Origin of the sequence: Qipengyuania sp. R86523 (genome assembly GCF_044596365.1) — a bacterium.
GTDB classification, from domain to species: Bacteria; Pseudomonadota; Alphaproteobacteria; order Sphingomonadales; family Sphingomonadaceae; genus Qipengyuania; species Qipengyuania citrea.
This window is the reverse complement of sequence record NZ_CP138997.1, coordinates 2,221,154-2,246,236: the sequence shown is the minus strand read 5'-3', so window position 1 is coordinate 2,246,236 and position 25,083 is coordinate 2,221,154. Positions and strand designations below refer to the sequence as shown.

The window sequence follows — 25,083 nt, the reverse complement described above, 5'->3', positions numbered from 1 at the left end:
ATGCCCGATTTCTCGCCGACAGAATATGCCGTGCCCGGCTTCGTTGCGCTGGTCCTGATCGAGATGCTGTGGGCCCGCCGCGCACGGCGCGATGCCTACGAACCGCGGGATACGCTCACCAGCCTCGCCTTTGGACTGGGCAGCACCGTTTCCGCTTTGCTGTTCGGCGGCGTGTTCGTCGCGCTGTACATGGGGTTGTGGCAATTCCGCCTGTTCGACGTGCCGTGGGCCTGGTGGGCCTTCGCGCTGTGCTTCGTGCTCGACGACCTGAAATATTACTGGGTCCACCGGTTCGGTCACCGCGTTCGCTGGTTCTGGGCCAGCCATGTGAACCACCATTCGAGCCAGCATTACAACCTGTCCACCGCACTGCGTCAGACCTGGACCGGCTTTCTCACACTGGGTTTCGTCTTCGCCCTCCCGCTGGTGCTGCTGGGTTTCCACCCGGCGATGATCGCGATCTGCGGCGGGTTCAACCTGATCTACCAGTTCTGGATCCATACCGAGGCAATCGACCGGATGCCGCGCTGGTTCGAAGCGGTAATGAACACGCCCAGCCATCACCGCGTGCACCATGCAACCAACCCGCGCTATCTCGACCGCAACTATGCCGGGGTCTTCATTGTCTGGGACAAGCTGTTCGGCACCTTCGAACCCGAAGTGCGGGGCGAAAAAATCCGCTACGGCATCGTCAAGCAACTGGGCAGTTTCAACCTGCTATGGGCGGTCTTTCACGAATGGATCGGGATTGCGCAGGACATGTGGCGCGCGCCGTGGAAGCACAAGCTGTCCTACCTGCTGCGCGAACCGGGCTGGACGCACGATGGCAGTCGCCAGACATCCGACCAGATCCGCAGCGACTGGCTCGAACGGACCGGGTCGACGGAAAAGTCCGTTTCATCTGAAAACCTGATTGCGGGCGACGCCGAGGCTGCCTAACCTCTCGAATCGAGAGGAGATACCATGGACGAATTCGATGTCATCGTGATCGGTGGCGGCAGCGCGGGCAGCGCGGTTTCCGGTCGACTGGCCGAGGCCGGGAAAAGCGTATGCCTGCTGGAGGCCGGACCGCGCAACGACACCATTCTGGTCAAGACGCCAGGCCTGATGCCGTTTCTGAGAGAAGGGTCGAACTACCGCTACGAAACGGTGCCCCAGAAAGGGCTCAACGGCCGCGTCGGTTACCAGCCGCGCGGGCGCGGACTGGGCGGTTCTTCGGCGATCAACGCGATGATCTATATCCGCGGCAATCGCTGGGATTACGACAATTGGGCCGAGCTCGGCTGCACCGGCTGGAGCTACGAGGACGTGCTGCCCTATTTCAAGCGGGCAGAGCATAACGTGCGCGGCGGCAACGCCTATCACGGAGCTTCGGGGCCGCTGTGGGTTTCGGACCAGAAATGGCCCAATCCGGGCAGCGTGGCCTTTGTCGAGGCGGCAGCGCAGTTGCAGCTCCCACGCAACACCGATTTCAACGGCGAGGAACAGGCCGGTTTCGGGCTTTACCAGGTTACCCAGAAGAACGGCGAACGCTGGTCGGCCGCGCGCGCCTATGTCGAACCGAAGCGCGGCTCGAAAAATCTCGACGTCCGCATCGGGGTCAGCGTCCAGCGGCTGGTGATCAAGGACGGCCGCGTTACCGGCGTGACCTATTCGGTCGGCGACAAGGAACGTACGGTCACTGCCCGGGGCGCGGTGGTGCTGTCCGCCGGCGCCTTCAACACGCCGCAGCTACTAATGCTGTCGGGCATCGGACCGGGCGCCCATATCAAGGAGCATGGTATCGACGTCGTGCTCGACAAGCCGGCGGTCGGCGCGGATCTGCAGGACCATATCGACTATGTGTCGAGCTGGCAGACCGAGAGCAAGGATCTGATCGGCGACAGCCTGGCGGGTACGGTCCGCATGGCAAAGGCCATCATCGAGCACCGCCGCAAGCGCACCGGCATCATGACCACGCCCTATGCCGAGGCGGGCGGGTTCTGGAAGGTCATGCCCGATGCCCCCGCGCCCGACATCCAGTGGCACTTCGTTCCCGCCATGCTCGAGGATCACGGACGCACGAAGGTGAAAGGTCACGGCTTTTCGCTGCATGCCTGCGTCCTGCGGCCCGAAAGCCGGGGGACGGTGCGGCTGAACGGCGCCGACGCGCGAATGGCGCCCCGGATCGATCCCAATTTCCTCGATGATGAGCGCGACATGGCAACGCTGCGCGCAGGCGTGCGACTGTCGCACCGCATCGTATCCTCGCCCAGCCTGGCGAAATACGAGCCGCAGGATCGCTATCCGATCGATCTGGAAGACGATGCCGCGCTCGACGCCATGATCCGCAATCGCGCAGATACGGTCTATCACCCGGTCGGCACCTGCCGGATGGGCGGCGATAGCGATGCGGTGGTCGATCACACGCTCAAGGCGCGGGGGATCGAGGGCCTGTATGTCGCGGATGCAAGCGTGATGCCGCGGCTGGTTTCGGGCAACACCAATGCACCGAGCATCATGATCGGCGAACGCTGCGCCGATTTCGTCAAGGACGCCCTTGCAGCCTGAACCCGCTGACATGGCCGGAAAGACGAACGGGCCGGAGGTTTCCTCCGGCCCGTTTTCGTATGTGCGAGCGTCACAAGCGATCACCGCGGCCCCGCTGTGCGACCCGACCAAAAAAGAGGGGCCGGAGAGTTGATCTCCGGCCCAATTAAGTCGGTGTTCGCAGGAGGAACATGGGTAGGCGGGGCGCCGGGAGAGAGAGGAGAGAGAGAAGGCGCCCCGCCGAACTGGTAATCAATTGGCCCGGGAGAATTCCGGGTAGGCTTCGATGCCGGTTTCACCGACGTCGAGACCGGCCAACTCTTCTTCTTCGCTCGGACGTACGCCGATGGTGGCCTTGAGGGCGAACCAGACGATGGCCGAGGTGATGCAGACGAAGGCACCGGTTGCCACCACGCCGGTAAGCTGCGCGATGAACGGCACTTCGGTGTTGGTCAGCGGCACGGCGAGCGTACCCCAGATGCCGGCCACGAGGTGAACCGGGATCGCACCGACGACGTCGTCGATCTTGAGCTTGTCGAGCAGCGGCACGAAGATCACGGGCAGTGCACCGCCGATGCCGCCGATCACGATCGCCATACCCACATTGGGGGTCAGCGGTTCGGCGGTGATGGCGACGAGACCGGCCAGTGCGCCGTTGAGGGCCATGGTGGTGTCGGCCTTGCCATAGCGCAGCTGGGTCAGGATGATCGCCACGACCACGCCGGCAGCTGCCGCCATGTTAGTGTTGACGAAGATCTTCGACACGTCGGACACGTCGGACACGGTGCCCATCGCAAGCTGCGAGGCGCCGTTGAAGCCGAACCAGCCGAGCCACAGGATGAACGTACCCAGCGTTGCGAGCGGGATGCTCGACCCGGGGAATACGGTCATGCCCTTGGCAGTGTAGCGACCCAGACGGGGGCCGATGATCAGCGCGCCCATCAGCGCAGCCCAGCCACCGGTCGAATGCACCAGCGTCGAACCGGCGAAGTCGGAGAAGCCCATGGCGTCGAGCCAGCCGGCGCCCCATTCCCAGCTGACGATGACCGGATAGATGAAGCCGGTCAGCAGCGTGACGAAGATGAAGAAGGGCACGATCTTGATGCGTTCGGCCACGGTGCCCGAAACGATCGATGCGGTGGTCGCGCAGAATACCATCTGGAAGAACCAGTCGGAGGCGACCGAATAGCCGGTGCCGGTATCGGCTTCACCCACGCCCTGCATGGCATAGGGGAAATCGGCGACGCCGATGAACCCGCCTTCGAAGCCCGGATAGGCGATCGAGTAGCCGATCACCCAGAACATCAGGCCCGCAATCGAGTAGAGCCCGATGTTCTTGAGACACTGGACCGAGACGTTCTTCGAACGCACCAGCCCGGCTTCGAGCATGGCAAAGCCCGCGGCCATCCACATGACGAGGAAACCGCCGATCAGGAACAGCAGGGTGTTGAGGATATAGGCGGTGCCGCCCGAGACCGCTTCCGCGGCTTCGGGAAGGACCGCTTCCTGCGCAAAGGCAGGGGCGGAAACGAGCAACCCGGCGAGCGCCAGGGGTGCAATGTAGAGATGTTTTCTGGTCATGTGCGGATGCCCCCTCAAAGCGCGGTGTCGCCGGTTTCGCCGGTGCGGATGCGCGTGGCGCTGGCCAGGTCGAAGACGAAGATCTTGCCATCGCCGATGGCTTCGGTGCTGGCGGTCTGCTGGATCGTCTCGACCACCTGCGCGGCGAGATCGTCGCTTGCCGCAATTTCGAGCTTCACCTTGGGCAGCATGTTGGTCGAATATTCGGCGCCGCGGTAGATTTCGGTCTGGCCCTTCTGGCGGCCGAAACCCTTGACTTCGGTAACGGTCATTCCCGCCACTCCAATGCCGCCGAGCGCTTCGCGCACTTCGTCGAGCTTGAATGGCTTGATGACTGCGATGATGAATTTCACGCCTTCACCCCCTGTGTGATCCACCGGCCAAGCACCGGCGGGATCACATTCAGCAATGTGCGTGCCAAACGCGATTTCGGTACAAATCGAACGCAGGAGGAGCGGATGAGCGCAATCGATTGCCCAATGATTGGGCGCCTGCCTGTTATTTAAGCAATTCCAGCTTGGCAATGACCGGCAGGTGATCCGATGCCACGGCGGCGAGGCCGGTATGATGGACCTCGGTTTCGACCAGCCGCCAATGCTTGCTGGCCACGATCCGGTCGAGCGTGGCAACCGGCTGCCGACTGGGATAGCTGCGCCCGGGCGTTACGATCTGCCAGTCGGAAGAGAACTCGCGCATGGCCCCGGTGGTGCGCCCCCACTGGTTGAAATCGCCCATGATCACGGTCGGCAGATCGCGGGTGCAAGCGCCCACGAAAGCCAGCAGCGAGCGGATCTGGTCGCGGCGGCGCAGTCCGGACAGGTCGAGATGCGTGCCGATCACCCGCAGGGGCCGGCCTTCGACGACGATTTCACCGCATGCGGCACCGCGCGGTTCGAGCGTCGGCAGGTCGAGCGCTTCGCCCGAGAGGATCTCAAGGTCGCGTCGCACAAGCAGCGCATTGCCGTGCCAGCCGATGCTGCGCGGACGCTTGGCCACCTCGATCACGCGCCAGTGGGTGTCGTCGATCTCCGCGCGCGGGAGCACGCTGGCGCGCTCGCCGATCCGCCGGTCGGCTTCCTGCAGCGCGACGATATCGGCATCGATCTCGTGCAGCACCGACAGGATGCGCTCGGGATCGCGCTTGCGATCGAGCCCGACACCCTTGTGGATGTTGTAGCTGGCGAAAGTCAGCTGCACGCGGCGTTCACGTCAGAGGAAATCGCGCAGCGTCGCCATGAAGCGGTCGAACTGATCGTGGTGCAGCCAGTGACCCGCGTTCTCGAACTCGATCACTTCGGCATTGGCAAAGTGGTCGAGCCGGCCGTCGCCCTCGGGGTTGGAGGCCCAGCTGTCGGCGCCGTAAAGCAGCAGTGTCGGCGCGCTGATCGCCGCCCAGGTCTGGTAGAGGAATTCATCGGCGATGTCCTCGACCGCCCAGACGTTGAGATGCGGGTCGAATTTCCAGCTGTAGGTGCCGTCTTCGTTGCGGTTGACCCCATGCACGGTCAGGTGGCGCGCCTGCTCCTCGGTGAGATAGCTGTTCTCCTCGATCATGCGCGCGAATGCCGCTTCTATGCTGTCGTATTTGCGCGGACTGCGTCCCGAAGCGGCGCGTTTCTTGCCAATCCATTCGTTGAGGCGCTGGGGATAAGGATCGGCGCGCATTTCGGCCTGCCGTTTGGGGCTGGGGCCCAACCCTTCGATCGCCACGATCTTCTTGACCATGTCGGGAAAGGTCCCGGCATAGCGCAGCGAAACATTGCCGCCCATCGAGTGGCTGACGATGGTGACCGGTCCGACACCCAGCTGGTGGATCAGCTGGGCAAGGTCGTAGACCATGTCGTTAGCCGAATAATTGCCATCGCTGACCCAGTCGCTGTCACCGTGGCCTCGGTGATCGAGCGCGACCACATGCCAGTCCTCGCGCAATTGCTCGGCCACCCAGTCCCAGCTGCGCGCATGGTCGCGCCCGCCGTGCACGAGGACCAGCGGGGGCTTTCCGCGATTGCCCCAGTCGAGATAGTGCAGGCGCAGGCGCTGCGAGATGAAGGTCTGCGAGGTCGGTCCGGCATGTAGCGTCATGCGATTTCCATGCCGCGTCGCCGCCGTGCCCGCAAGCCTACCGCTCCTTCGTCGCCGAGAAGGTGAGGTCGGGGTTCTTTTCCTGCTGGTAGTTCACGTCCCACGGGCTCTTGGCCATGAACACCAGATCGCCGTCGCGATCCTTGGCCAGCGTCGACAGGTTGAATTTCTCGAATTCCGCCAACGCCTTCGCATCCCCCCTGACCCAGCGTGCAGTGGCAAAAGGCGACGCTTCGAGTTTGGCTTCGACCTTATATTCGGCCGAGAGGCGGCTGATCAGCACTTCGAGCTGGAGCTGACCGACGACGCCGATGATCCACTGCCCACCAAGCTCGGGATAGAACACCTGGATCACGCCCTCTTCCGAGAGGTCATCGAGCGCTTTGCGCAATTGCTTGGTCTTGGTCGGATCGACCAGCGCGACGCGGCGCAGGATCTCCGGCGCGAAGTTCGGCAGCCCGGTAAAGCGGATTGCGTTCTTCTCGCTCAGCGTATCGCCCACCCGCAGCGTACCGTGGTTGGGTATGCCGATGATGTCGCCCGGTTCAGCCGTATCGGCCACCTCGCGGTCCTGCGCGAAGAACAGGATGGGCGAATGGATCGCCACCGGTTTGCCCAGCCCGCTCGGCGTCAGCTTCATGCCGCGTTTGAAAGTGCCCGAGACCTGCCGCATGAACGCGATCCGGTCGCGGTGGTTGGGGTCCATGTTCGCCTGGACCTTGAAGATGAAGCCGGTGACCTCGTCGCGGGTCGGCGGGATCTGTTCCTCGCCCGCGGGCTGCGGACGCGGCGGGGGCGCGTATTTCGCAATCGCCTCGATCAGCTCGGTGACGCCGAAATTCTTCAGGGCCGATCCGAAATAGACCGGGGTGAGATCGCCGCTGCGATAGGCCTCCAGATCGAATTCGGGATAGCCGATCTGAGCCAGTTCGATGTTTTCCGCGAAGCGCTCGGGGATTTGCGCATCGCAGTCGCGCGTGCCGAGGAATTCCTTGCTCGGTCCCTCCGGCCGCGCGACGCAGCCGCTGGCGAAATCGAGCACGCCTTCGAACTCGCCGCCCATGCCCACCGGATAGGCCTGGGGGCTGACATCGAGCGCAAGCATGTCCGCGATCTCGTCGAGCAGCTCGAACACCGGTCGTCCCTCGCGGTCGACCTTGTTGACGAAGGTGATGATCGGGACCGAACGCAGGCGGCATACCTCGAACAGCTTGCGCGTCTGCGGCTCGATACCCTTGGCGGCATCGATCACCATGATCGCGCTGTCGACAGCAGTCAGCGTGCGATAGGTGTCTTCGGAGAAGTCTTCGTGCCCCGGCGTATCGAGCAGGTTGAAGGTGATGCCCTCGCGTTCGAAGGTCATGACCGAGCTGGTCACCGAGATGCCGCGCTGCTGCTCGATCTTCATCCAGTCAGACCGCGCGCGCCGCGCCTGTCCGCGCGCCTTGACCTCGCCCGCCAGATGGATCGCGCCGCCGGTCAGCAGCAGCTTTTCGGTCAGCGTGGTCTTGCCCGCGTCAGGGTGCGAAATGATCGCGAAGGTACGGCGGTTCGACATTTCAACTTTCCTCGTCATTCCCGCGCAGGCGGAAATCCAGATAACATATCAACGGGCGGAAAGGTCGGCTGGACCCCCGCCGTCGCGGGGGTGACGGTCAGTGGTGCTCTCTCGCCACCCGAAAGCCGGCGAAATCCTGGTTCACCGGCATCGGTTCGAGCCGGTTGATGTTGAGATGCGGAGGCAGTTCGGCGACCCATTTGATCATGTCGGCGATATCCTGCCCGGTCATCGGGTTCGCCCCGCGGTAGAGATCGTCGCTGGCATCTTGGCTGCCGGTGCGCACCAGCGTGAATTCGGTTTCGACCATCCCCGGTTCGATGCTCGTAACGCGTACGCCGGTACCATGCAAGTCGGCGCGCAGCGCGAGCGTGAAGTGGTTCGCGAAGGCCTTGGAGCCTGCATAGACGTTGCCGCCGGGATAGACATAATTGCCCGCCACCGAACCGACCGCAATGATCGCGCCCTTGCGCTCGATCAGCGTCGGCAGGAGCTTGCGGGTCAGCACCACCATTGCCGTGACATTGGTGTCGATCATGGTTTGCCAGTCGTCCAGGCTGGCTTCCTGCGCGGGTGCTAGCCCGCGGGCGAGGCCGGCATTGTTCACCAGCAGGTCGATTCCGGCGAAGGGTTCGGGCAAGGCTGCGAGTACGGCTTCCATCGCCTCGACATCGCGCACGTCGAAAGCCGCAGCGTGGACCTTGTCCGCGCCCAACTCTTCCAACAGCGCATCAAGCCGCTCCTTGCGGCAACCGGTCGCAATACAGCGCCAGCCGCTTGCCACCATTGTGCGGACAGTGGCCTCGCCAATGCCCGCTGTGGCGCCGGTCACGAAAGCTGTCCTGGTCATCCGCGTAGCTCCGCGCCCTGTTTGGCTGCCGCAGTAACGACCTTGTCGGCGATCGCCTTGATCTCGGCATCAGTGAAACTCTTGTCGCCCGGCTGCAGCACGATCTCGACCGCGACCGATTTCTTGCCTTCGGGCACGCCCTGGCCCGCAAAGACGTCGAACACGCGGGCATCGACCACGGCGGCCTTGTCCGCCCCCCTCACTGCCCGCACCAGATCGCCGGCGGCGAGATCAGCAGGAACGAGGAAAGCAAAGTCGCGGGTGACCGGCTGGAGCGCCGGGGGCGCATAGGGTGCGCGCGCGAAACTGCCGCCGCCCCGCTTGGCGGGTATGGCATCGAGGAACACTTCGACTGCCATGACCGGTCCCTCGATATCGAAGGTCTTCAGCGTCATGGGATGCAGCGCGCCAAACCGGGCGAGCACGTTCTTCGGGCCGAGACGCAAAGTGGCCGACTGGCCGGGGTGGAACTGGCTCCCCGCTTCGCCCATCACCATGAGATTGCCGACCGGTGCACCGGCAGCAGCGAGCAACGCTTCGGCTTCGGCCTTAGCGTCGAAGGCATCGAATTGCTTGGCCTTACCCTGCGCCCAGCCGCGCGGCGTCTTGTCGCCTGCAAGCACGACACCCAGCGTCGGTTTCTCGTCGCTCGCCCCGCCCTTGCCGCGGAAATAGCGGCGTCCAAGCTCGAACAGGCGCGACCCGTCGCTGCCGCGATCGGCATTGCGCTTCGCGGCCGACAGCAGGCCGGGGATCAATGAAGGCCGCATCGCCTTCATGTCTTCGCTGATCGGGTGGTCGAGCACCCACAGCCTTGCCCCGTCGGCGAAATGCTCGGCCTCGGCGGTGGGGAGGAAGGACCAGGTCACCGCTTCGTTGAGTCCGCGTGCCGCTGCAGCGCGGCGCAATTTGCGTTCGAGCTGCTGCTGCGGCGATGCGGTCGGCGTGGCCACGCCTTCGGCGCGGGGTAGCGCGGTGCTGGCAACGTGATCGAGACCGTAAATGCGGACCACTTCCTCGACCAGGTCGGCCGCGCCTTCGATGTCGTGGCGGCGCGGCGGGCAGGTGACCTGCCAGTCGGCCCCTACGGTAAAATCGAGGGCTTCGAGGATGCGGCGCTGTTCGTCTTCGCCGATTTCGACACCGCCCAGACGCGCGGTCAGCGCGGGATCGAATGCCACGATCTTCGTTTCGGCGGGCGGCTCACCCACGCGCACCACTTCGGTCGGCTGGCCGCCGCAGGTCTGGACGATCAGATCGGTCAGCAACGCCAGACCGTCGTCGAGAAACGCCGGGTCGACGCCGCGCTCGAAGCGCGTGCGCGCATCGGAGGCAAGACCCAGCTTGCGCCCGGCCACGCCGATGCGTTCGGGATCGAAATAGGCGATCTCGAGCAGAACATCGCAAGTGTCCTCGGCTGCGCCCGAATGCGCGCCGCCCATGATCCCGCCGATATCGTGCACGCCGCTATCATCGGCAATCACGGTCATCGTCTCGTCGAGCGTGTAGGTCTTCTCGTTCAACGCCTCGACACTCTCACCAGTCGCAGCGCGGCGGGCGACCATCGCCCCGCTCAGCTTGGCGAGGTCGTAGACATGCGCCGGACGTCCGGTCGCGAACATCAGATAGTTGGTGCAATCGACCAGCGCGCTGATCGGCCGTTGGCCGGCCGCCTTGAGCCGGCGCTGCATCCAGTCGGGCGACGGGCCGTTGCGGACGCCGCGGATTACCCGGGCGAAATAGGCCGGGATGCCTTCCGTGTCTTCGATCTTCACTTCGACCGGGCAGGCGCCGTCACCCGCGATCGCGGGCACATCGACCGGTTTGAACGTCCCTAGCCCCGCGGCAGCCAGATCGCGCGCAATGCCCAGCACGCCCATGCAATCGGGCCGGTCGGGCGTGATCGCGACGTCGAACACCGGCGAGGCATCGCTGTATTCGGCAAAGCTGGTGCCGACCGGCGCGTCCTCGGGCAGTTCGATAATGCCGTCGTGTTCATCGCCCAGTTCGAGCTCGCGCACCGAACACATCATGCCGTTCGATTCGACCCCGCGGATCGCGCTCTTGCGCAGCTCCATACCGTTCGCCGGAACCACCGCGCCGGGCAGGCCCAGCACGCCCTTCATGCCCGCACGCGCATTGGGCGCGCCGCAGACGACCTGCAGCGGGTCGCCCTCGCCCGTGTCGACGCTCAGCACCTGCAGCTTGTCGGCATCGGGATGCTTGGCGGCGGTCAGCACCTTGGCGACGCGGAACCCTGCGAGCCTTTCCGCCGGGTCCTCGATCTCCTCGACCTCGTGGCCGATCCTATTGAGCGCCGCTGCGATCTCCGCCACCGAAGCATCGGTGTCGAGGAAGTGTTTGAGCCATTCGAGCGAGAACTTCATGCCTTCGCTCCTACGCCTGCGGAAAGGGTCGGCTGGTCGAACGGGCTGAAGCCGTAATGATCGAGCCAGCGTCCGTCGCCGTCGAAGAAGGCGCGCAAATCGTCCATCCCGTATTTGAGCATGGCGAGGCGGTCGACGCCTACGCCGAAGGCAAAGCCCTGCCACTCGTCGGCATCGAGCCCGGCAAACTCGAGCACGCGGCGGTTGACCATGCCGCTGCCCAGCAGTTCCATCCAGCCATGCCCCGGCGCGTCACCGTCCCCGCCGAGCACGCGGCGGCCCTTCACATCCTGCCAGCCGACATCGACCTCGACCGACGGCTCGGTGAAGGGGAAATAGGACGGGCGCAGGCGCAGCACGATGTCGTCGCGTTCGAAAAAGGCCTTGAGAAAGGTCTCCAGCGTCCACTTGAGATGGCCCAGGTGAATATCGCGATCGATCACCAGCCCTTCGACCTGGTGGAACATCGGCGTGTGCGTCGCATCGCTGTCGCTGCGATAGACGCGGCCCGGGGCGATGATCCGGATCGGCGCGCCCCCTGCATCCTTCGAAGCAACCTCGACCATCGAGCGGATCTGCACCGGCGAGGTATGCGTGCGCAGCAGCATGCGGTGCCCGTCGCTATCGTGGTCGGGGAAATAGAAGGTGTCGTGCATCGCCCGCGCAGGATGCGTTTCGGCCATGTTGAGCGCGGTGAAATTGTGCCAGTCGTCCTCGATCTCCGGACCGGTGGCGACCGAGAAGCCGAGGTCGGCGAAGATTTCCGCCAGTTCGTCCATCACCTGGCTGACCGGATGGACCGAGCCGCTCGGCATGGCCGGCGCCGGCAGCGTCAGGTCGAGGCCTTCCGTGGCAAGGCGCGCTTCGAGCTCCGCATCCTCGAGCACTTCCTTGCGCGCGGCAATCGCATCGGCGGCCGCGGTTCGCAGGCCATTGAGCAGCGGCCCCTGAACCTGCCGGTTTTCGGGCGACATCTTGCCGAGCGTTTTCATCAAGCCCGAAATCGACCCCTGCTTGCCGAGGAATTCGATCCGCAGCGCTTCGAGCGCAGCTGCATCGGGAGCATCTTCGATCCGCGTCAGCGCATCGGTCTTGAGTTGGTCGAGGTCGGTCATTCTGCCTGGCTTGGAACTGTCGGATGGGACTACCCGCTGGCCCTAGCGCCAAGTGCCCCAATGCTAAAGCCCAGTTTGGTGATCGGCCCGCACGATCCGCTGTGCTCAATCGGCGCTGGGTTCGTGCAGGACCTGCATCGCCTGACCCGCCACGGCCAGGCGCGCATGCGCTGCTGCAGCCAGTACCGGGTGGGGCCGGCTGGCGTATTCGCTCGGCGACATCAGCATGAAGCGCTTGAAGTCGCGGACGAAGTGGGCCTGATCGTGATAATGTCCGTCGAGCGTGTCGATCCATTTGAGCGAGGGATCGAGCATGAACTTGGCCAGGCTGCGCACGAAGCGCTGGCGGCGCAGCAGCAATTGGGGCGAGAACCCGAATACCCGGCTGCAGAACCGTTCCATCGTCCGCGGGCTCATCCCCAGCGCTTCAGCCAGTTCGGCCACGGTGTGGAACCGTGGGTCGGTCAGCGCCTCCTCCAGACGCAGGATGTCCTCTTCGCGCGCGACGGGCTGCGCCAGCAGACGGTCCAGTCCGCGCACCAGGGCGTCGCGTTCGGCAAGGAGATTTCCGTTTGCTGCGGGGACACAGGCGCACAGGCTCCGCAGATGATCGAACGCGGGGTCTTTCTCGACGTCGCTGTACCGATCGGCGTAGGCGCTGGCGGGCGTATCGGTCAGCCGCGCCCACCCCCGCGGCATCAGGCCGATACCCCACGACCGGCCGGTGTATGCGCTGAAATGCGTGGCAAAACTGGTCGGCCCGGCCATTACCGCCCGCGGCATGCGCTCGAGCGGCTGGCCGCGCATCCCGGCTGCGACTGTGCGTTCGGGAATGATGCGCAGATTGGCCCATTCGGGATGGAGCCAGTCGACCACCGGCTCGTCCTCGGCACCTGAGATTTCCATATGGTAGAGGGTGGTGATGAAGGGACGCAATCGGCGGGGCGGCAGGAAGAACCGCAGCGCGACACCCGCCGGCGCTTCCCCCGTGCTCATCGCGGGTTCTCCGCGCAAGAATATGACCGGCCCTGATGCGTCGAAATCATCGTAAAAACGCCCTTGGCATCCCGGCTAGCAAAAAAGCATCCGTTGATCGACCGCTATGTCGGCGGATCGAGCGTCTGTACGGGTGATCCCCATATCCGCTTGCGCTCGGCCATGAACGCACTCAGGACGGGATGCGGCTGCGCGGCGTAGTCGCTCGGTGTGCAGCCCATGAAAGCGTGGAACTCGTGCACGAAATGCGACTGGTCGTGGTAATGGCGGTCGATCACTGCGGACCAGCTGGCGCGCGGTTCGAGCATGAATGCCGCAAGACTGCGCATCAACCGTTGCCGGCGCAGCAGCAGACGCGGTGCGAACCCGAAATGGCGGGCGCACACGCGCTCCAGCGTTCGCTTGGACAAGCCGCTGCGCCGGGCGAACTCCTCGACCTGCAGCAGCCGCGGGTCGACCATGACCTCGTGCACCCGCTGGATCCGCGGCTGGTCGCGCGGAGGTTCGGCAAGCTGGCGAAAGAAGCTGGCCAGCGCATCGAACTGCTCTTCATCGGACCGGGCCCGCGTGCACAGGACATCGCATAGCGGGGCAAAGCGCGCGAACGGCGGTGCCGCTTCGCCATCGACCACCGTGTTGGCATGTGCGCTGGCATCGTCGGCGACGAATCGTGCCCAGCCGAGCGGGCGCAGGCCGATGCCCCACATGCGGGTACGGCCGAGCGTGAAGTGGGTCATGCAAGAACTGGGACCGGTCGCCTGGAAACGGGCGCCATCGACGCGCGGACCCTTGAGCGCTTGCGCAGTCGGAGGATCATCGGTGAAGAAGCGAAGGTTGCCCCATTCGGGCTGTAGCCAGTCCTCGAGCTTTTCGCCTGGCGGAACATTCACTTCCAGCCGGTAGAATGTCGTGAAGCAATGCGCCAGATCGGCCGGCGGTGCGAAGAAGCGCACATCGATCACATCACCCTCGGCCACGCGCCCCCCGTTTCCCCTGCCAAAAGCTCATAACGCCTTGGCGGACGGCGGCAAGCGGCCCAACGCAAAAGGGCGCCCCATACGGAGCGCCCTTCGCAATTCCGGGTACGGACCGCGACTTAGGCGGGCAGCGCCTTTTTCGCCTGATCGATGATCGCCTTGAAGGCGGCCGATTCGTTCATCGCCAGGTCGGCCATGACCTTGCGGTCGAGTTCAATGCCGGCGAGCTTGGTGCCGTGCATGAACTGCGAGTAGGTAAGACCTTCGGCGCGGACCGCGGCATTGATGCGCTGGATCCACAGGGCGCGGAAGCTGCGCTTCTTAACCTTGCGGTCGCGATAGGCGTACTGGCCGGCCTTTTCGACAGCCTGACGGGCGACGCGGATCGTGTTCTTGCGACGGCCGCGATAGCCCTTCGCCTGATCCAGTAGACGCTTGTGCTTCTGGCGCGTGGTGACGCCGCGTTTGATGCGAGGCATTTCGTATTCTCCTTAATTCGCGCTCAGTCGAGGCCGTAGGGGGCCCACTTTTTCACCGTTCTGCTGTCGGCTTCCGACAGGACAGTGGTGCCGCGGTTCTGGCGAATATACTTCGCATTGTGGCTGATCAGGCGGTGGCGCTTGCCGGCGACACCATGCTTGACCTTGCCGGTCGCAGTGATCTTGAAGCGCTTCTTCACACCGCTTTTGGTCTTAAGCTTGGGCATTTTCATCTCCTTGACAGAGACACGTCCAACCAGCCCTGGCAGCCCTTACGGCCAGACCGGCAGATGAATCACGTGTCGGTGAAGGGCGCGCTGATAGCGATTCTGCGCGGTAAAGCAAGTCAGAAGTGGGTCAGATAACCGCCATCGACCGCCAGCGTATGGCCGGTGATATAGCTCGCCTCGGGCGCGGCAAGGAAAGCGACTGCCCCGGCGATCTCGCTCGGTTCGCCCCAACGGCCCAGCGAGGTCCGGCGGGCAAGGTGCCGTGCGATTTCCGGATCGGCGGTCATTTCGCCATTCGCTTCGGTTGCGAAATAGCCCGGGGCGACGGCGTTGACCGTAATCCCGATGGCGCCCAGTTCAGCCGCCAGCGCACGGGTCAGCGCGGCCAGGCCGCCCTTGCTGGCAGTGTAGAGCACATCGCCCCGGGCGATATCGGCCGCGATCGAGGTGATGTTGATGATCCGCCCGTATTCGCGCGCCTGCATCAGCGGCGCCGCGCGGCGCGCAAGATCGAAGGGCGCGACGAGGTTGGTCGAGAGCATCGCCGCCATATCGGCCCGTCGCAATTGCCCCAGCGGCCGCCGGTCGCGTTGCCCGACATTGTTGACGAGGATATCGAGGCCATCTTCGGCAAGGCGCGCGAATGCCGCCGCGCTCGCCTGGTCATCCCCGATATCGAAGGGCAAGGCCCGGGCGTTAGGGCCGATCCGTTCGGCGGCGGCTTCGACTGCGCTGGCCCCACGCCCGTTGAGCCAGACGCGCGCGCCCTGTTCTGCCATGCGCCGGGCGATCTCGAAACCGAGCCCGCGCGACGCGCCGGTAACGAGCGCGATGCGCCCGGCAAGCGATCCCTTCACTGTCATGTCAGTGCTCGTAGATCATCTTCGCCGTCATACCACCGTCGATATTGAGGCGCTGCCCGGTCACGAACCCCGCTGCGTGCAGATAGGCGACTGCCTCGGCAATATCCTCCGGCCGCCCGATGCGCCCGACCGGATGCTGCTCGCGGTCCTTGGGTCGATGCTCGGGATGGCTCCGTTTGCCCTCTTTCTGCCACGGCCCGGTTTCGATCCAGCCCGGACGTATCGCATTCGCGCGGATCCTGGGCCCAAGCGAGACCGCGAGCGAATGGGTGAGTGCATCGAGCCCGCCCTTTGCCGCCGCATAGGCAAAGGTATCAGGCTCGCTCATCACCGCACGGGTGGATGAAATATTCGCGATACTCGCGCCACCGCTGCGCCGCAGGAACGCCAGCGAAGCGCGCGTAACCAGAAAGGCGCCGGTCAGGCTGGCATCGATCCACGTCTGCCATTCAGCCAGCTCGAGCTCCTCCAGCGGGCCAGCTACGGGATCGGCGATACCGGCGTTGTTGACGAGGCAATCGAGCGGGCACTCCCCCAGCCATTCGCCGATCCCCTCGAACGCGTTCCTTACCTCGCTCTCGCGGCCGACATCGCAGCTCAGGAAGAGCGCGCTTTCCCGCGGTAGCGCGCCGCGCAATTCGGCCAGCGCTTCGGTATCCGTGTCGAGACCGATCACCTGCCAGCCGAGGCCATGAAAATGCATTGCGGTTGCGCGCCCGATCCCGTTTGCGGCGCCGGTTATCAAGATGGTTTGCATGCCGGGCTAACGGGCCTAGCGCCGATCAGTGCCCATGGTCGTGGGCTGGCCCGCCCATTGCCTCGAGCACGTCTTCCAGCCGTGCGGCATCGCCCAGCGCGATGACCCGGCCATCGCTTTCGGCATCGAGCGGATTGCCTTGCCAGTCGCTCATGACCCCGCCCGCGCCTTCGACCACGGGCACCAGTGCTGCAAAATCATAAAGCTTGAGACCGGCTTCGACGACGATGTCGACATGGCCGGAGGCGACGAGCCCGTAATTGTAGCAATCACCGCCATAGATGATCTTGCGCTCGGCCACCGCCTTGGCGACACCCATGAAGGCGTCGACGTCGTCGCCGGAGAACTGGTGCGGCGTGGTCGTGCCGAGAACCGCGTCGGACAGCTCCTTGCACGCAACCGCGCGCACCGGACTGCCGTTGAAGGTGGTGCCCTCGCCGATCCGTCCGACCCACCGTTCACGCGCGATGGGCTGGTCGATCACGCCGAGCACCGGCCAACCATCCTGCATCAGCGCGATCAGCGTACCGAAAATGGGGCGACCGGCGATGAAGCTGGTGGTGCCGTCGATCGGGTCGAGCACCCATTGCCGCCCCGCGCCCTCGTTGCGCGTGCCGTATTCCTCGCCGATGATGCCGTCATCCGTACGCTCGCTCTCGAGAATCGCGCGCATCGCCGCCTCGGCGGCGCGGTCGGCCTCGGTCACGAAGCTGCGATCCGCCTTCCGTTCCTGCGACCATTCGCCGCGGAATAGGGGACGAATCGCTTCACCCGCCGCTTCAGCCAGGCGATTGGCAAGCGCGAGATCGGCAGCCGTCGCCATGCTCAATCGAACAGCGAGCTGACCGAGCTTTCGTCGGCAATGCGGCGGACCGCTTCGCCGACCAGCGGTGCGATCGTCAGAATGCGGATCCGTTCGGAATCCTTGGCGGCATCGGTCGGCCGGATCGAATCGGTGATGACCAGTTCCTTGAGCGCGGATTTGTCGACCCGTGCCACGGCCCCGCCCGAAAGGACGCCATGCGTGATATAGGCCGCGACCGAAGCCGCACCCTGATCGAGCAGCGCCTGCGCCGCGTTGCACAGGGTCCCGCCCGAATCGACGATGTCGTCGATCAGGATGCAGTGCCGGCCCGACACGTCGCCGATGATATTCATCACTTCGCTTTCGCCGGGGCGATCGCGCCGCTTGTCGACGATCGCCAGCGGTGCGTTGTCGAGCCGCTTGGCCAGTGCACGCGCACGCACAACGCCGCCGACATCGGGGCTGACGACCATCAGGTCCTCGTCGCCGTAGCGCGCCTGGATATCTGCCGCCATCACCGGGGCGGCGAACAGATTGTCGGTCGGGATGTCGAAGAAGCCCTGGATCTGTCCCGCGTGGAGATCGACCGCGAGCACGCGCTCGGCCCCTGCCTCGGTAATCAGATTGGCTACCAGCTTGGCCGAAATCGGAGTCCGCGGGCCGGGTTTGCGGTCCTGGCGGGCATAGCCGAAATAGGGCACGACTGCTGTGATGCGCCGCGCCGAAGCGCGCTTGAGCGCGTCGATGCAGATCAGCAGTTCCATCAGATTGTCGTTGGCCGGATAGCTGGTCGACTGGACGACGAACACGTCTTCGCCGCGCACGTTCTCGTGGATCTCGACGAAGATCTCCTCGTCGGCAAAGCGGCGCACCTGCGCATCCACCAGCGGCATTTCGAGATAACCTGCAATGGCCCGTGCAAGCGGCAGGTTCGAGTTGGCGGCCATGATTTTCATGCGGAGAATCCCCGGGCAAACTGGATGTGCGCCCCGCCTAGCCGAGCGTCACGGATATGCAACAACCGACGGGCGCGTTTCCCCGCCATGACCACGCCTAGCCCTCGCGGTGTTCGCCCTTGATCCAGCGCACCGTGCCGCTGCTCGAGCGCATGACCACGCTTTCGGTCGTCATGCGTCCGCCGCGCAGATACTTCACCCCGTCGAGCAGCGAACCCGGCGTGACTCCGGTCGCGGCGAAGATGCAATCGCCCTTCACCAGATCGTCACGGGTATAGATGCGGTCGAGATCGTCGATGCCCCATTTCGCCGCGCGGCCGCGTTCGTCATCGTTGCGGAACACCAGCCGGCCGTTGAACTGGCCCCCGACGCAGCGCAGCGCCGCCGCCGCCAGGACGCCCTCGGGCGCACCGCCCTGACCCATGTACATATCGATCGTCGTGTCCTCGTCGGTCACCGCGATCACGCCGGCGACGTCGCCATCGCCGATCAGCACAACCCCGCAGCCCAGGCCGCGCAGTTCGGCGATCAGTTCGGCATGACGCGGGCGGTCGAGGACGCAGACGATGATGTCGGAAGGCGCCACGCCTTTGGCCTTCGCCACCGCCTGCACGTTTTCGGTCGGGCTCTTGGCCAGGTCGATGATGCCATCGGGATAGCCCGGGCCCACCGCCAGCTTGTCCATATAGACATCGGGAGCGTTGAGCAGGCAGCCCTCTGCCGCCGCCGCGAGCACTGCCAGGGCATTGGGCCCCGCTTTCGCGGTGATGGTCGTGCCCTCGAGCGGGTCCAGCGCGATATCGATCTTGGGGCCTTCACCCGGCGCGCCGCCGACCTTTTCGCCGATGAACAGCATGGGCGCCTCGTCCCGCTCGCCTTCGCCGATCACCACGGTGCCATCGATAGCAAGCGTATCGAACGCCTTTCGCATGGCTTCGACGGCAGCCGCATCGGCAGCCTTCTCGTCGCCGCGCCCGATCAGCTTGGAGGCGGCCACTGCCGCAGCTTCGGTCACACGAACCATTTCGAGGACCAGGACGCGGTCGAGCGGATTTTCGGCGGGCGAGTTCATAGTCGGTTCAGTCCCTCACGTGTGTGTGGCGCATGACGTTGGCCACACGGTTTGCGGTCGTGCGGCGGATAGACAGGGAGCCTGACATTGTCGAGACGCTGGTGGGCGGCCTGCGTGGCAATGGCGGCGGCGGGCCTGCCGTTTCCCGGATCGGCACAGGATGCCGCAGCCCCGCCCGAACGGATCGACATATTGATCCCGCAGCAGGACTACGACGCGCCGCTCGAAAACTGCAGCGACGAGCAGGAAGCCGCCTCGATCTCGGGTGAAATCATCGTTTGCCGTACACGGCGCGACCAGCGCGAATTCGGCTATGACGAAGAGCGTGCGCTAGAGCGTTACGCGGCGGAGACCATGAACAGGGGCGATCCCCGAGCGCCCGACTTTGGCGAATCGTGCAAGAAGAACCCCGAAAAGGGCGCCTGCATCGGCTTCGGCCAACCGCCGCCGCCCGCACTCATCATCGATATCGAGGCACTGCCCGAAGCGCCGGCCGGTTCGGATGCGGACCGCGTCTCCCGCGGTCTTGCGCCGCGCGGCGAAAACGCGGCGCCGGAAGTGTCCCCGCGCGAAGCCGACCTCGGTCTCCCTCCCCCGCCCGACAGGGCCGGCGAAGAGGACAAAATCAGTCGCCCAGGATCGGCATCACCAGCGGCGCAGCCGTCAGGCTAGGCGAGCCATTAAGCAAATCGAGCGCCTTGGTCACGCAGCGTTCGGGTCCTTCGTGCGTCACCATGGCCACCAGCACTTCCCCGCCTGCATGATCGCGCCCGCGCTGGATCAGGCTCTCGATCGAGACTTCGGCATCGCGCATCGCGGCAGTTATTTCCGCCAGTACGCCGGGGCGGTCGTTCACAGTGAAGCGGATGTAGTCGCGGCCCATGCGGTTGCCGGGATCCGCCGGAGCGAACTGCTCGAGTTGTTCGACCGGGACCGAGAACGGCGCGCCGCTGTCGCCGCGGGCGATGTCGATGAGATCGGCGACCACCGCGCTGGCGGTCGGCCCTGCACCGGCACCGGCTCCCTGGAACAGCAGCTGGCCTGAAAAATTGCCTTCGGCGACAACTGCATTGGTCGGCCCGGTCACCGCGGCCAGCGGGTGGCCGCGCGCGACAAGGCAGGGCCGCACGCGCTGGAGCAATCGCGTCTCGTCGGCGCTTTCGTCGAGCGAAGCAATACCGACCAGCCGGATGACATAGCCCAGGGCACCCGCCTGCGTGATATCGGCCGCGCGCACTTCGCCGATACCGGTCGCTTCGACATTGGCGAAGTCGACCCGCGCGCCGAATCCGATCGCGGCCAGTATCGCGAGCTTGTGCGCAGCATCGACGCCTTCGATGTCGAAAGTGGGGTCGGCTTCGGCATAGCCCTTCTCCTGCGCCGCCTTGAGCATCTCGCCGAAATCCGCGCCGGTATGCTCCATTTCGGAAAGGATGTAATTGCAGGTCCCGTTGAGTATCCCGTAGATTCGTTCGATGCGGTTTGCTGCCGCACCTTCGCGCAGACCCTTTACTACCGGGATGCCGCCCGCGACCGCAGCTTCGAACTTGAGCGGGACGCCGCGCAGCGCCGCCTGTTCGGCGAGTGCTAGGCCGTGGTGCGCGATCATCGCCTTGTTGGCGGTGACGAAAGCCTTGCCGGCATCGAGCGCTGCCCGCGCCAGCGTGAGCGCAGGACCATCGGATCCGCCGACCAGTTCGAGCACGACATCCACATCACCGCGCTGCGCCATCGCCTGCATATCGTCGACCCAGGCATAGGGCGAAAGGTCGACGCCGCGGTCACGCGCCCGGTCGCGGGCGTTCACCGCTACGATTTCGAGCGGGCGTCCCGCACGGCGTTCGATGGTCGAACGGTTGGCTGCGAGTAGTTCGATGACGCCGGTACCGACGGTGCCGAGACCGGCGAGGGCGATGCGAAGAGGTTCTGCCATATCCGCCGCCTAGCGCAGCGATACGGCGGGTTGGAAACAATTTGTCTTGGCCGCGGTGAAGTCCCGCCTTTACTCGCGCGTTCGCGTGCAGGTCCCGAGATCCTCGCGCACCAGCGCATAATCGTCTGCCGCCAGTGCGCGGGCGTTGGCGTCACGCGAGAGAATTGCGGTTTCGGGCAGCGTCTCGGGCAGCGAACAGGCCAGACGATACCATTCGAGCGTCCCCGGCTGCGGCGCACGCGCCGCCTGGTCGACGATCTCGGTCCACGAAACCCCCCAGCGCGGCGCCTGCCCCGGCCGGCGCACGACCGTTACCGATACCGGGCCGTCGTTTTCGGTATCGAGGAACAGCTGCGTTTCCGATTCGCCGACCAGCGTACCCTCGACCGCGAGCGCATCGCGAATCCCGGTGACTCGCGGCGGTGCATCCTGCGCCAGCAATTCGGCCAACACCGGACGCAGGCGCGCCTCGAACGCCTCGCTATAGGCGAACTGCGCGCGCGGATCGACCAGCTGGAGCTGCGCCGGGCTGCCGGCGACGGGCCTTGCGAACAGGATGACTTCCTGTTTCTTCAGCTTGGGCGGCTTGCGCTTCGCATCGAGCGGCACATCGACCAGATAGCGCAGCGCTTCGCCCAGCGGCGCATTGCCCGCAATCAGCGCCGAGGTGCGGGCCTCGATATACAGCCGGACGAAGCCGGGCTGCAGACCTGGCGAACGTTCCGGTTCGACGGTTGCCTGCCGGCGGATCTGCGCGCGCACCACCAGCGGCGCCTCGTCAGCCAGATCGACCATGTCGGCATAGGTCAGTTCCGCCGTGCGCGCACCGTCCTGCGCCATGGCCGTCACGGGCGCTGCCGCGAGCGCTGCACCGAGAAGCAGGAACGGGCCGGTGGTGCGTAAGATCGACATAAGAGCAGCTTTCGATTTTGCGGTACGGTTTCGAATCACTGAACCCACCGGCGTTAAGGTCGGTTCCTCCAGCCAAGCTACTGAATTGGCGGTTAACCGATAAAGGGTTTGCGGACGCTTCGCATCGTAGCTAAAGGGTCGGACCGGACCCGAGTGGATGACACTTTATTGCTTGGGGAGAGGCGTCCGGGTTCTTAGTGAGAATTTCGGTCTGCCTTCGTCGCGAGAGTCTTCAGGGTCTCGAGCGGCGCGAACGCGTTAACGATTCCCCAAGTCGCGCCAATCCGGCGGGTCGCAAAGGGGTTTTCAATTGCCCCGGGATTTCCGGGGTGACCGATGGAGTGAAGCAACCGAATGGCTTATGCTGACCAACAGATGAGCGGCAATCGCATCGTCGCGATCATCATTGTTGCCCTCATCCATGTCGCTCTCGGTTACGCTCTCATCACCGGTCTCGCATATAATGCGGTCCAGCAGGTGGTCGAGCGCGTAACGACGATCGATATCGAGGAGCCCCCGCCGCCCGAGGAAGAGCCGCCGCCGCCGCCGGAGAACGTGCCCGACACGCCTCCGCCGCCGGTTGCACCGCCGCCGCCGATCAACATCGCGCCGGCACCGCCTCCGATCCGTACGCAGACGACGATCCCGCCGCCGGCTCCGCCGCAGCTCGTCATTCCGCCGCCTGCGCCCCCGGCACCGCCGCCGCCGCCTTCGCAGGCACGTGGCGCGTCGCCCAAGGGTCAGGCCGGCTGGGCACGTCGCATCCAGAGCAACTATCCCCGCCGTGCCGAACGTGAAGGCATCGAGGGTAACGTTGGCGTGACCATCACGGTCGGAACCGACGGGCGCGTAGCATCCTGCCGCGTGAGCAATTCCAGCGGGTCGAGCGATCTCGACCAGGCTGCTTGCGACGGCATGACCCGCTATGCGCGTTACGAACCGGCGCTGAATGCTGCGGGCAACCCGATCCAGGACACCGTGTCCACGACGATCGTTTATCGGCTTAACTAACCTCGTTTCTGCCCAGGGTCAGGGTACCCGGCGCAAAAGACACTCTCAAAAGGACCATTCGTTATGACCTTCGAACTTCTTGCAGCTGCCGCTGATGCGGCACCGGAGAACTCCTTCGGTTTTCTTGAAGCCATGGAACAGGGCGGTTTCGTTGCCTGGTTCATTCTCGGCGTGATGGTGATCATGTCGGTCGGTTCGTTCTACATCCTGTTCACCAAGCTGTTCGAACAGCGCAAGGTGCTGGCGCAGTACAAGGCCGTCCGCACGCAGTTCTGGAAGACCGGTTCGCTGCGCGACGGCGCGACCAAGCTCGACAAGAACAGCGCATGGCGCCAGCTCGTCGACGACGCCATCCTGGCCGAAGACCAGCACGCCAAGATGACCGACAAGCTCGAAGCCCACGACTGGATGCACGGTTCGCTCCAGCGCTCGGAAGACACGATCAACTCGAAGCTCGCGGGCGGCCTGTCGTTCCTCGCGACGGTCGGTGCAACCGCTCCCTTCGTCGGCCTGCTCGGTACGGTTATCGGTATCTACCGCGCCCTGATCAACATCGGCATCGCCGGTTCGGCATCGATCGACAAGGTCGCCGGCCCCGTCGGTGAAGCGCTGATCATGACCGCCATCGGCCTGCTCGTCGCGGTTCCCGCCGTGTTCGCCTACAACTGGCTCCAGAGCCGCAACAAGCGCATCGCCGAACTGCTCCACGCGTTCTCGACCGATCTGCTTGCGAACATCAACTCGGCCGGCAGCGTCAAGCCGACCTACATGACCGCGACGTCGACGCAGGCTGCCGGCAAGGCCGCCCGCACCGCTCCGGCTGCCAAGCCCGCTGCGACGACCACCACGGTCAAGAAGTAATCGATCGGACCGGGGGCGGCCTCCTGCCGCCCCCGCCCACCGCATCGAACCCAAGAATTTCGAACGTTAGGAACTGAACCATGGCGATTTCGACAGGAGGTGGCGCCGACACGCCGATGTCGGACATCAACACCACTCCGCTCGTGGACGTGATGCTGGTGCTTCTGATCATCTTCCTCATCGCGGTTCCGGTCGCGATCCAGACCATCGAAAAGCTGGAAATCCCGGTTTTCGAATCGACTGAATCGAAGGACAAGGTGGAAAACCTTCTCCTGACCGTCAGCACGACCGACGAGAACGGTGTCAGCGCGGGCGAACCCGGCTTCGCCGGCGCTTCGCGGAACGGCCAATGCCGCGTCTATTTCGGCAATGTTACCCCGGTCACCTCGGAAGAGCTCTATGACCAGGCATTCGAACGCCTCGATGCCATCGTACAGCGTGCCGGTGGTCCCGACGCCATCATGGACGATCCGGAGAAGATCCCGCAGGTACACATTCGCGGTGACGTGAACGCTCCGTGGTCCTGCGTGGCCGGCGCGATCTACAACGTCCAGGCGGCGGGTTATCCCACCGTCGGCTTCATTTCGAACCCGGTTGATCCCAACGCGTGATCGCGCGGTTCGACAAAGCAGATTAGGGAGTAACCCACTATGGCAATGTCAGGCGGCAAGGATGATGGCGCGCCGATGATGGAAATGAACATGACGCCGTTGATCGACGTCCTGCTCGTTCTCCTCATCATGTTCATCATCACCATCCCGGTCGCGACGCACTCGGTCGATATCGACCTGCCCGCACCCAATAACGTTCCGCAAGACATCACCGTCGAGCCGGAAAAGAACAAGCTGGTGCTTTCAGCGCAGAACGAGATCCTGTGGAACGGTAATGCGATCGATATGGGCCAGCTGCGTACGCTGCTGGAAGAATCGAAGAACATCAATCCGGAACCCGAACTCCAGTTCGAACCGGAAGCCCAGGCCAGCTACGATCTCGCGGCCAAGGTGCTGCAGCTGATCAAAGCTAGCGGAGTCACCAAGTTCGGCTTCGTCGGCAACGAACAGTATCGGACCTTCGGCAAGAGCTGAGATTTCGAGACCTCGAAAAACCGGGAAAGGGGCGGAGCGATCCG

At 64.5% G+C, this 25,083-nt stretch carries 26 protein-coding genes; 7 read left to right on the top strand and 19 right to left on the bottom strand.

Going from position 1 to position 25,083, the window contains the following annotated elements:
* Together SJY12_RS11060 and SJY12_RS11055 are read left to right on the top strand one after the other, a co-directional pair.
* A complete protein-coding gene (locus tag SJY12_RS11060) occupies nt 1-939 on the top strand; it encodes a sterol desaturase family protein (protein ID WP_397505370.1) in 939 nt (312 codons plus the stop codon).
* A 24-nt stretch (nt 940-963) separates the two neighbouring features.
* Nucleotides 964-2,550: a GMC family oxidoreductase gene (locus SJY12_RS11055; protein ID WP_397505369.1), complete on the top strand. Its 1,587-nt coding sequence runs from the start codon at nt 964-966 to the stop codon at nt 2,548-2,550.
* 231 nt (nt 2,551-2,781) lie between these two features.
* Here the strand turns inward: SJY12_RS11055 and SJY12_RS11050 are convergent, their stop codons facing one another.
* The 17 genes from SJY12_RS11050 to glpX form a co-directional block, all read right to left on the bottom strand.
* Nucleotides 2,782-4,110, bottom strand: a complete 1,329-nt coding sequence (locus SJY12_RS11050) for an ammonium transporter (RefSeq protein WP_397505368.1) — start codon at nt 4,108-4,110, stop codon at nt 2,782-2,784.
* A 14-nt stretch (nt 4,111-4,124) separates the two neighbouring features.
* Nucleotides 4,125-4,463: a P-II family nitrogen regulator gene (locus tag SJY12_RS11045; RefSeq protein ID WP_050601371.1), complete on the bottom strand. Its 339-nt coding sequence runs from the start codon at nt 4,461-4,463 to the stop codon at nt 4,125-4,127.
* Between the two features lie 145 nt (nt 4,464-4,608).
* Nucleotides 4,609-5,307, bottom strand: a complete 699-nt coding sequence (locus SJY12_RS11040) for an endonuclease/exonuclease/phosphatase family protein (RefSeq protein WP_397505367.1) — start codon at nt 5,305-5,307, stop codon at nt 4,609-4,611.
* A 12-nt stretch (nt 5,308-5,319) separates the two neighbouring features.
* Nucleotides 5,320-6,192 carry an alpha/beta fold hydrolase gene (locus SJY12_RS11035; RefSeq protein WP_050601374.1) on the bottom strand — a complete coding sequence of 291 codons (873 nt, stop codon included), beginning with the start codon at nt 6,190-6,192 and terminating at the stop codon, nt 5,320-5,322.
* Nucleotides 6,193-6,229: 37 nt separating this feature from the next.
* Entirely contained in the window at nt 6,230-7,750 is a 1,521-nt protein-coding gene (locus SJY12_RS11030) for a peptide chain release factor 3 (RefSeq protein ID WP_397505366.1), read from the bottom strand.
* A gap of 97 nt (nt 7,751-7,847) precedes the next feature.
* On the bottom strand, nt 7,848-8,600 hold the full coding sequence (locus SJY12_RS11025; RefSeq protein ID WP_397505365.1) for an SDR family NAD(P)-dependent oxidoreductase: 753 nt from the start codon (nt 8,598-8,600) through the stop codon (nt 7,848-7,850).
* Complete coding sequence (gene pheT / locus SJY12_RS11020) at nt 8,597-10,987, bottom strand: phenylalanine--tRNA ligase subunit beta (RefSeq protein WP_397505364.1); 2,391 nt, start codon at nt 10,985-10,987, stop codon at nt 8,597-8,599. The genes SJY12_RS11025 and pheT overlap by 4 nt, the downstream gene beginning before the upstream one ends.
* Nucleotides 10,984-12,102, bottom strand: coding sequence for a phenylalanine--tRNA ligase subunit alpha (gene pheS / locus SJY12_RS11015; protein ID WP_397505363.1), 1,119 nt, complete (start codon nt 12,100-12,102; stop codon nt 10,984-10,986). Before pheS ends, pheT begins: the two co-directional genes overlap by 4 nt.
* A 105-nt stretch (nt 12,103-12,207) precedes the next feature.
* A complete protein-coding gene (locus tag SJY12_RS11010; RefSeq protein ID WP_050601800.1) occupies nt 12,208-13,098 on the bottom strand; it encodes an AraC family transcriptional regulator in 891 nt (296 codons plus the stop codon).
* 104 nt (nt 13,099-13,202) lie between these two features.
* The gene (locus tag SJY12_RS11005; protein ID WP_397505362.1) at nt 13,203-14,075 is read right to left on the bottom strand and encodes a helix-turn-helix domain-containing protein; all 873 of its coding nucleotides are present in this window, start codon (nt 14,073-14,075) and stop codon (nt 13,203-13,205) included.
* A 119-nt stretch (nt 14,076-14,194) separates the two neighbouring features.
* Nucleotides 14,195-14,554, bottom strand: coding sequence for a 50S ribosomal protein L20 (rplT, locus tag SJY12_RS11000; protein ID WP_050601379.1), 360 nt, complete (start codon nt 14,552-14,554; stop codon nt 14,195-14,197).
* A gap of 23 nt (nt 14,555-14,577) precedes the next feature.
* On the bottom strand, nt 14,578-14,781 hold the full coding sequence (gene rpmI, locus SJY12_RS10995) for a 50S ribosomal protein L35 (RefSeq protein ID WP_050601380.1): 204 nt from the start codon (nt 14,779-14,781) through the stop codon (nt 14,578-14,580).
* Nucleotides 14,782-14,900: 119 nt separating this feature from the next.
* Nucleotides 14,901-15,647, bottom strand: coding sequence for an SDR family oxidoreductase (locus tag SJY12_RS10990; RefSeq protein ID WP_397505361.1), 747 nt, complete (start codon nt 15,645-15,647; stop codon nt 14,901-14,903).
* 1 nt (nt 15,648) lies between these two features.
* Entirely contained in the window at nt 15,649-16,404 is a 756-nt protein-coding gene (locus SJY12_RS10985; RefSeq protein WP_397505360.1) for an SDR family NAD(P)-dependent oxidoreductase, read from the bottom strand.
* 25 nt (nt 16,405-16,429) lie between these two features.
* Nucleotides 16,430-17,227 (bottom strand): histidinol-phosphatase, encoded by a 798-nt coding sequence (gene hisN / locus SJY12_RS10980; RefSeq protein ID WP_397506700.1) that lies wholly within the window; start codon nt 17,225-17,227, stop codon nt 16,430-16,432.
* 2 nt (nt 17,228-17,229) lie between these two features.
* Nucleotides 17,230-18,165, bottom strand: a complete 936-nt coding sequence (locus SJY12_RS10975) for a ribose-phosphate pyrophosphokinase (protein WP_050601384.1) — start codon at nt 18,163-18,165, stop codon at nt 17,230-17,232.
* A 97-nt stretch (nt 18,166-18,262) separates the two neighbouring features.
* The gene (gene glpX / locus SJY12_RS10970) at nt 18,263-19,237 is read right to left on the bottom strand and encodes a class II fructose-bisphosphatase (RefSeq protein WP_050601385.1); all 975 of its coding nucleotides are present in this window, start codon (nt 19,235-19,237) and stop codon (nt 18,263-18,265) included.
* Nucleotides 19,238-19,324: 87 nt separating this feature from the next.
* Between glpX and SJY12_RS10965 the strand changes: the two genes are divergently transcribed.
* Nucleotides 19,325-19,909, top strand: coding sequence for a hypothetical protein (locus SJY12_RS10965; RefSeq protein ID WP_397505359.1), 585 nt, complete (start codon nt 19,325-19,327; stop codon nt 19,907-19,909).
* Here the strand turns inward: SJY12_RS10965 and SJY12_RS10960 are convergent.
* Together SJY12_RS10960 and SJY12_RS10955 are read right to left on the bottom strand one after the other, a co-directional pair.
* Nucleotides 19,863-21,170: a homoserine dehydrogenase gene (locus SJY12_RS10960; RefSeq protein WP_230832291.1), complete on the bottom strand. Its 1,308-nt coding sequence runs from the start codon at nt 21,168-21,170 to the stop codon at nt 19,863-19,865. The genes SJY12_RS10965 and SJY12_RS10960 overlap by 47 nt on opposite strands.
* Nucleotides 21,171-21,239: 69 nt before the next feature.
* Nucleotides 21,240-22,082: a hypothetical protein gene (locus SJY12_RS10955; protein WP_397505358.1), complete on the bottom strand. Its 843-nt coding sequence runs from the start codon at nt 22,080-22,082 to the stop codon at nt 21,240-21,242.
* A gap of 354 nt (nt 22,083-22,436) precedes the next feature.
* Here SJY12_RS10955 and SJY12_RS10950 point away from each other — a divergent pair, with 354 nt between their 5' ends.
* The 4 genes from SJY12_RS10950 to SJY12_RS10935 all read left to right on the top strand — a co-directional run bounded on the left by SJY12_RS10950 (nt 22,437) and on the right by SJY12_RS10935 (nt 25,039).
* A complete protein-coding gene (locus tag SJY12_RS10950; RefSeq protein ID WP_050601389.1) occupies nt 22,437-23,093 on the top strand; it encodes an energy transducer TonB in 657 nt (218 codons plus the stop codon).
* 63 nt (nt 23,094-23,156) lie between these two features.
* Nucleotides 23,157-23,954, top strand: coding sequence for a MotA/TolQ/ExbB proton channel family protein (locus tag SJY12_RS10945; RefSeq protein WP_050601390.1), 798 nt, complete (start codon nt 23,157-23,159; stop codon nt 23,952-23,954).
* 80 nt (nt 23,955-24,034) lie between these two features.
* Nucleotides 24,035-24,565: a biopolymer transporter ExbD gene (locus SJY12_RS10940; protein ID WP_197458156.1), complete on the top strand. Its 531-nt coding sequence runs from the start codon at nt 24,035-24,037 to the stop codon at nt 24,563-24,565.
* Between the two features lie 39 nt (nt 24,566-24,604).
* Nucleotides 24,605-25,039 carry a biopolymer transporter ExbD gene (locus tag SJY12_RS10935; protein WP_050601392.1) on the top strand — a complete coding sequence of 145 codons (435 nt, stop codon included), beginning with the start codon at nt 24,605-24,607 and terminating at the stop codon, nt 25,037-25,039.
* Nucleotides 25,040-25,083: the final 44 nt, after the last annotated feature.

Excerpts from the sequence above, each read along its gene's own strand:
- rpmI (WP_050601380.1), bottom strand. The coding sequence starts at position 14,781 with ATGCCCAAGCTTAAGACCAAAAGCGGTGTGAAGAAGCGCTTCAAGATC.
- pheS (WP_397505363.1), bottom strand. The coding sequence starts at position 12,102 with ATGACCGACCTCGACCAACTCAAGACCGATGCGCTGACGCGGATCGAA.
- hisN (WP_397506700.1), bottom strand. The coding sequence starts at position 17,227 with ATGGCGACGGCTGCCGATCTCGCGCTTGCCAATCGCCTGGCTGAAGCG.
- SJY12_RS10985 (WP_397505360.1), bottom strand. The coding sequence starts at position 16,404 with ATGCAAACCATCTTGATAACCGGCGCCGCAAACGGGATCGGGCGCGCA.
- SJY12_RS10975 (WP_050601384.1), bottom strand. The coding sequence starts at position 18,165 with ATGAAAATCATGGCCGCCAACTCGAACCTGCCGCTTGCACGGGCCATT.
- SJY12_RS11060 (WP_397505370.1), top strand. The coding sequence starts at position 1 with ATGCCCGATTTCTCGCCGACAGAATATGCCGTGCCCGGCTTCGTTGCG.
- SJY12_RS10945 (WP_050601390.1), top strand. The coding sequence starts at position 23,157 with ATGACCTTCGAACTTCTTGCAGCTGCCGCTGATGCGGCACCGGAGAAC.
- SJY12_RS11035 (WP_050601374.1), bottom strand. The coding sequence starts at position 6,192 with ATGACGCTACATGCCGGACCGACCTCGCAGACCTTCATCTCGCAGCGC.
- SJY12_RS11025 (WP_397505365.1), bottom strand. The coding sequence starts at position 8,600 with ATGACCAGGACAGCTTTCGTGACCGGCGCCACAGCGGGCATTGGCGAG.
- SJY12_RS11010 (WP_050601800.1), bottom strand. The coding sequence starts at position 13,098 with ATGAGCACGGGGGAAGCGCCGGCGGGTGTCGCGCTGCGGTTCTTCCTG.
- SJY12_RS10960 (WP_230832291.1), bottom strand. The coding sequence starts at position 21,170 with ATGGCAGAACCTCTTCGCATCGCCCTCGCCGGTCTCGGCACCGTCGGT.
- SJY12_RS10950 (WP_050601389.1), top strand. The coding sequence starts at position 22,437 with ATGGCTTATGCTGACCAACAGATGAGCGGCAATCGCATCGTCGCGATC.
- SJY12_RS10955 (WP_397505358.1), bottom strand. The coding sequence starts at position 22,082 with ATGTCGATCTTACGCACCACCGGCCCGTTCCTGCTTCTCGGTGCAGCG.
- rplT (WP_050601379.1), bottom strand. The coding sequence starts at position 14,554 with ATGCCTCGCATCAAACGCGGCGTCACCACGCGCCAGAAGCACAAGCGT.
- SJY12_RS10990 (WP_397505361.1), bottom strand. The coding sequence starts at position 15,647 with ATGACAGTGAAGGGATCGCTTGCCGGGCGCATCGCGCTCGTTACCGGC.
- SJY12_RS11055 (WP_397505369.1), top strand. The coding sequence starts at position 964 with ATGGACGAATTCGATGTCATCGTGATCGGTGGCGGCAGCGCGGGCAGC.
- SJY12_RS11030 (WP_397505366.1), bottom strand. The coding sequence starts at position 7,750 with ATGTCGAACCGCCGTACCTTCGCGATCATTTCGCACCCTGACGCGGGC.
- SJY12_RS10940 (WP_197458156.1), top strand. The coding sequence starts at position 24,035 with ATGGCGATTTCGACAGGAGGTGGCGCCGACACGCCGATGTCGGACATC.
- SJY12_RS10935 (WP_050601392.1), top strand. The coding sequence starts at position 24,605 with ATGGCAATGTCAGGCGGCAAGGATGATGGCGCGCCGATGATGGAAATG.
- pheT (WP_397505364.1), bottom strand. The coding sequence starts at position 10,987 with ATGAAGTTCTCGCTCGAATGGCTCAAACACTTCCTCGACACCGATGCT.
- SJY12_RS11050 (WP_397505368.1), bottom strand. The coding sequence starts at position 4,110 with ATGACCAGAAAACATCTCTACATTGCACCCCTGGCGCTCGCCGGGTTG.
- glpX (WP_050601385.1), bottom strand. The coding sequence starts at position 19,237 with ATGAACTCGCCCGCCGAAAATCCGCTCGACCGCGTCCTGGTCCTCGAA.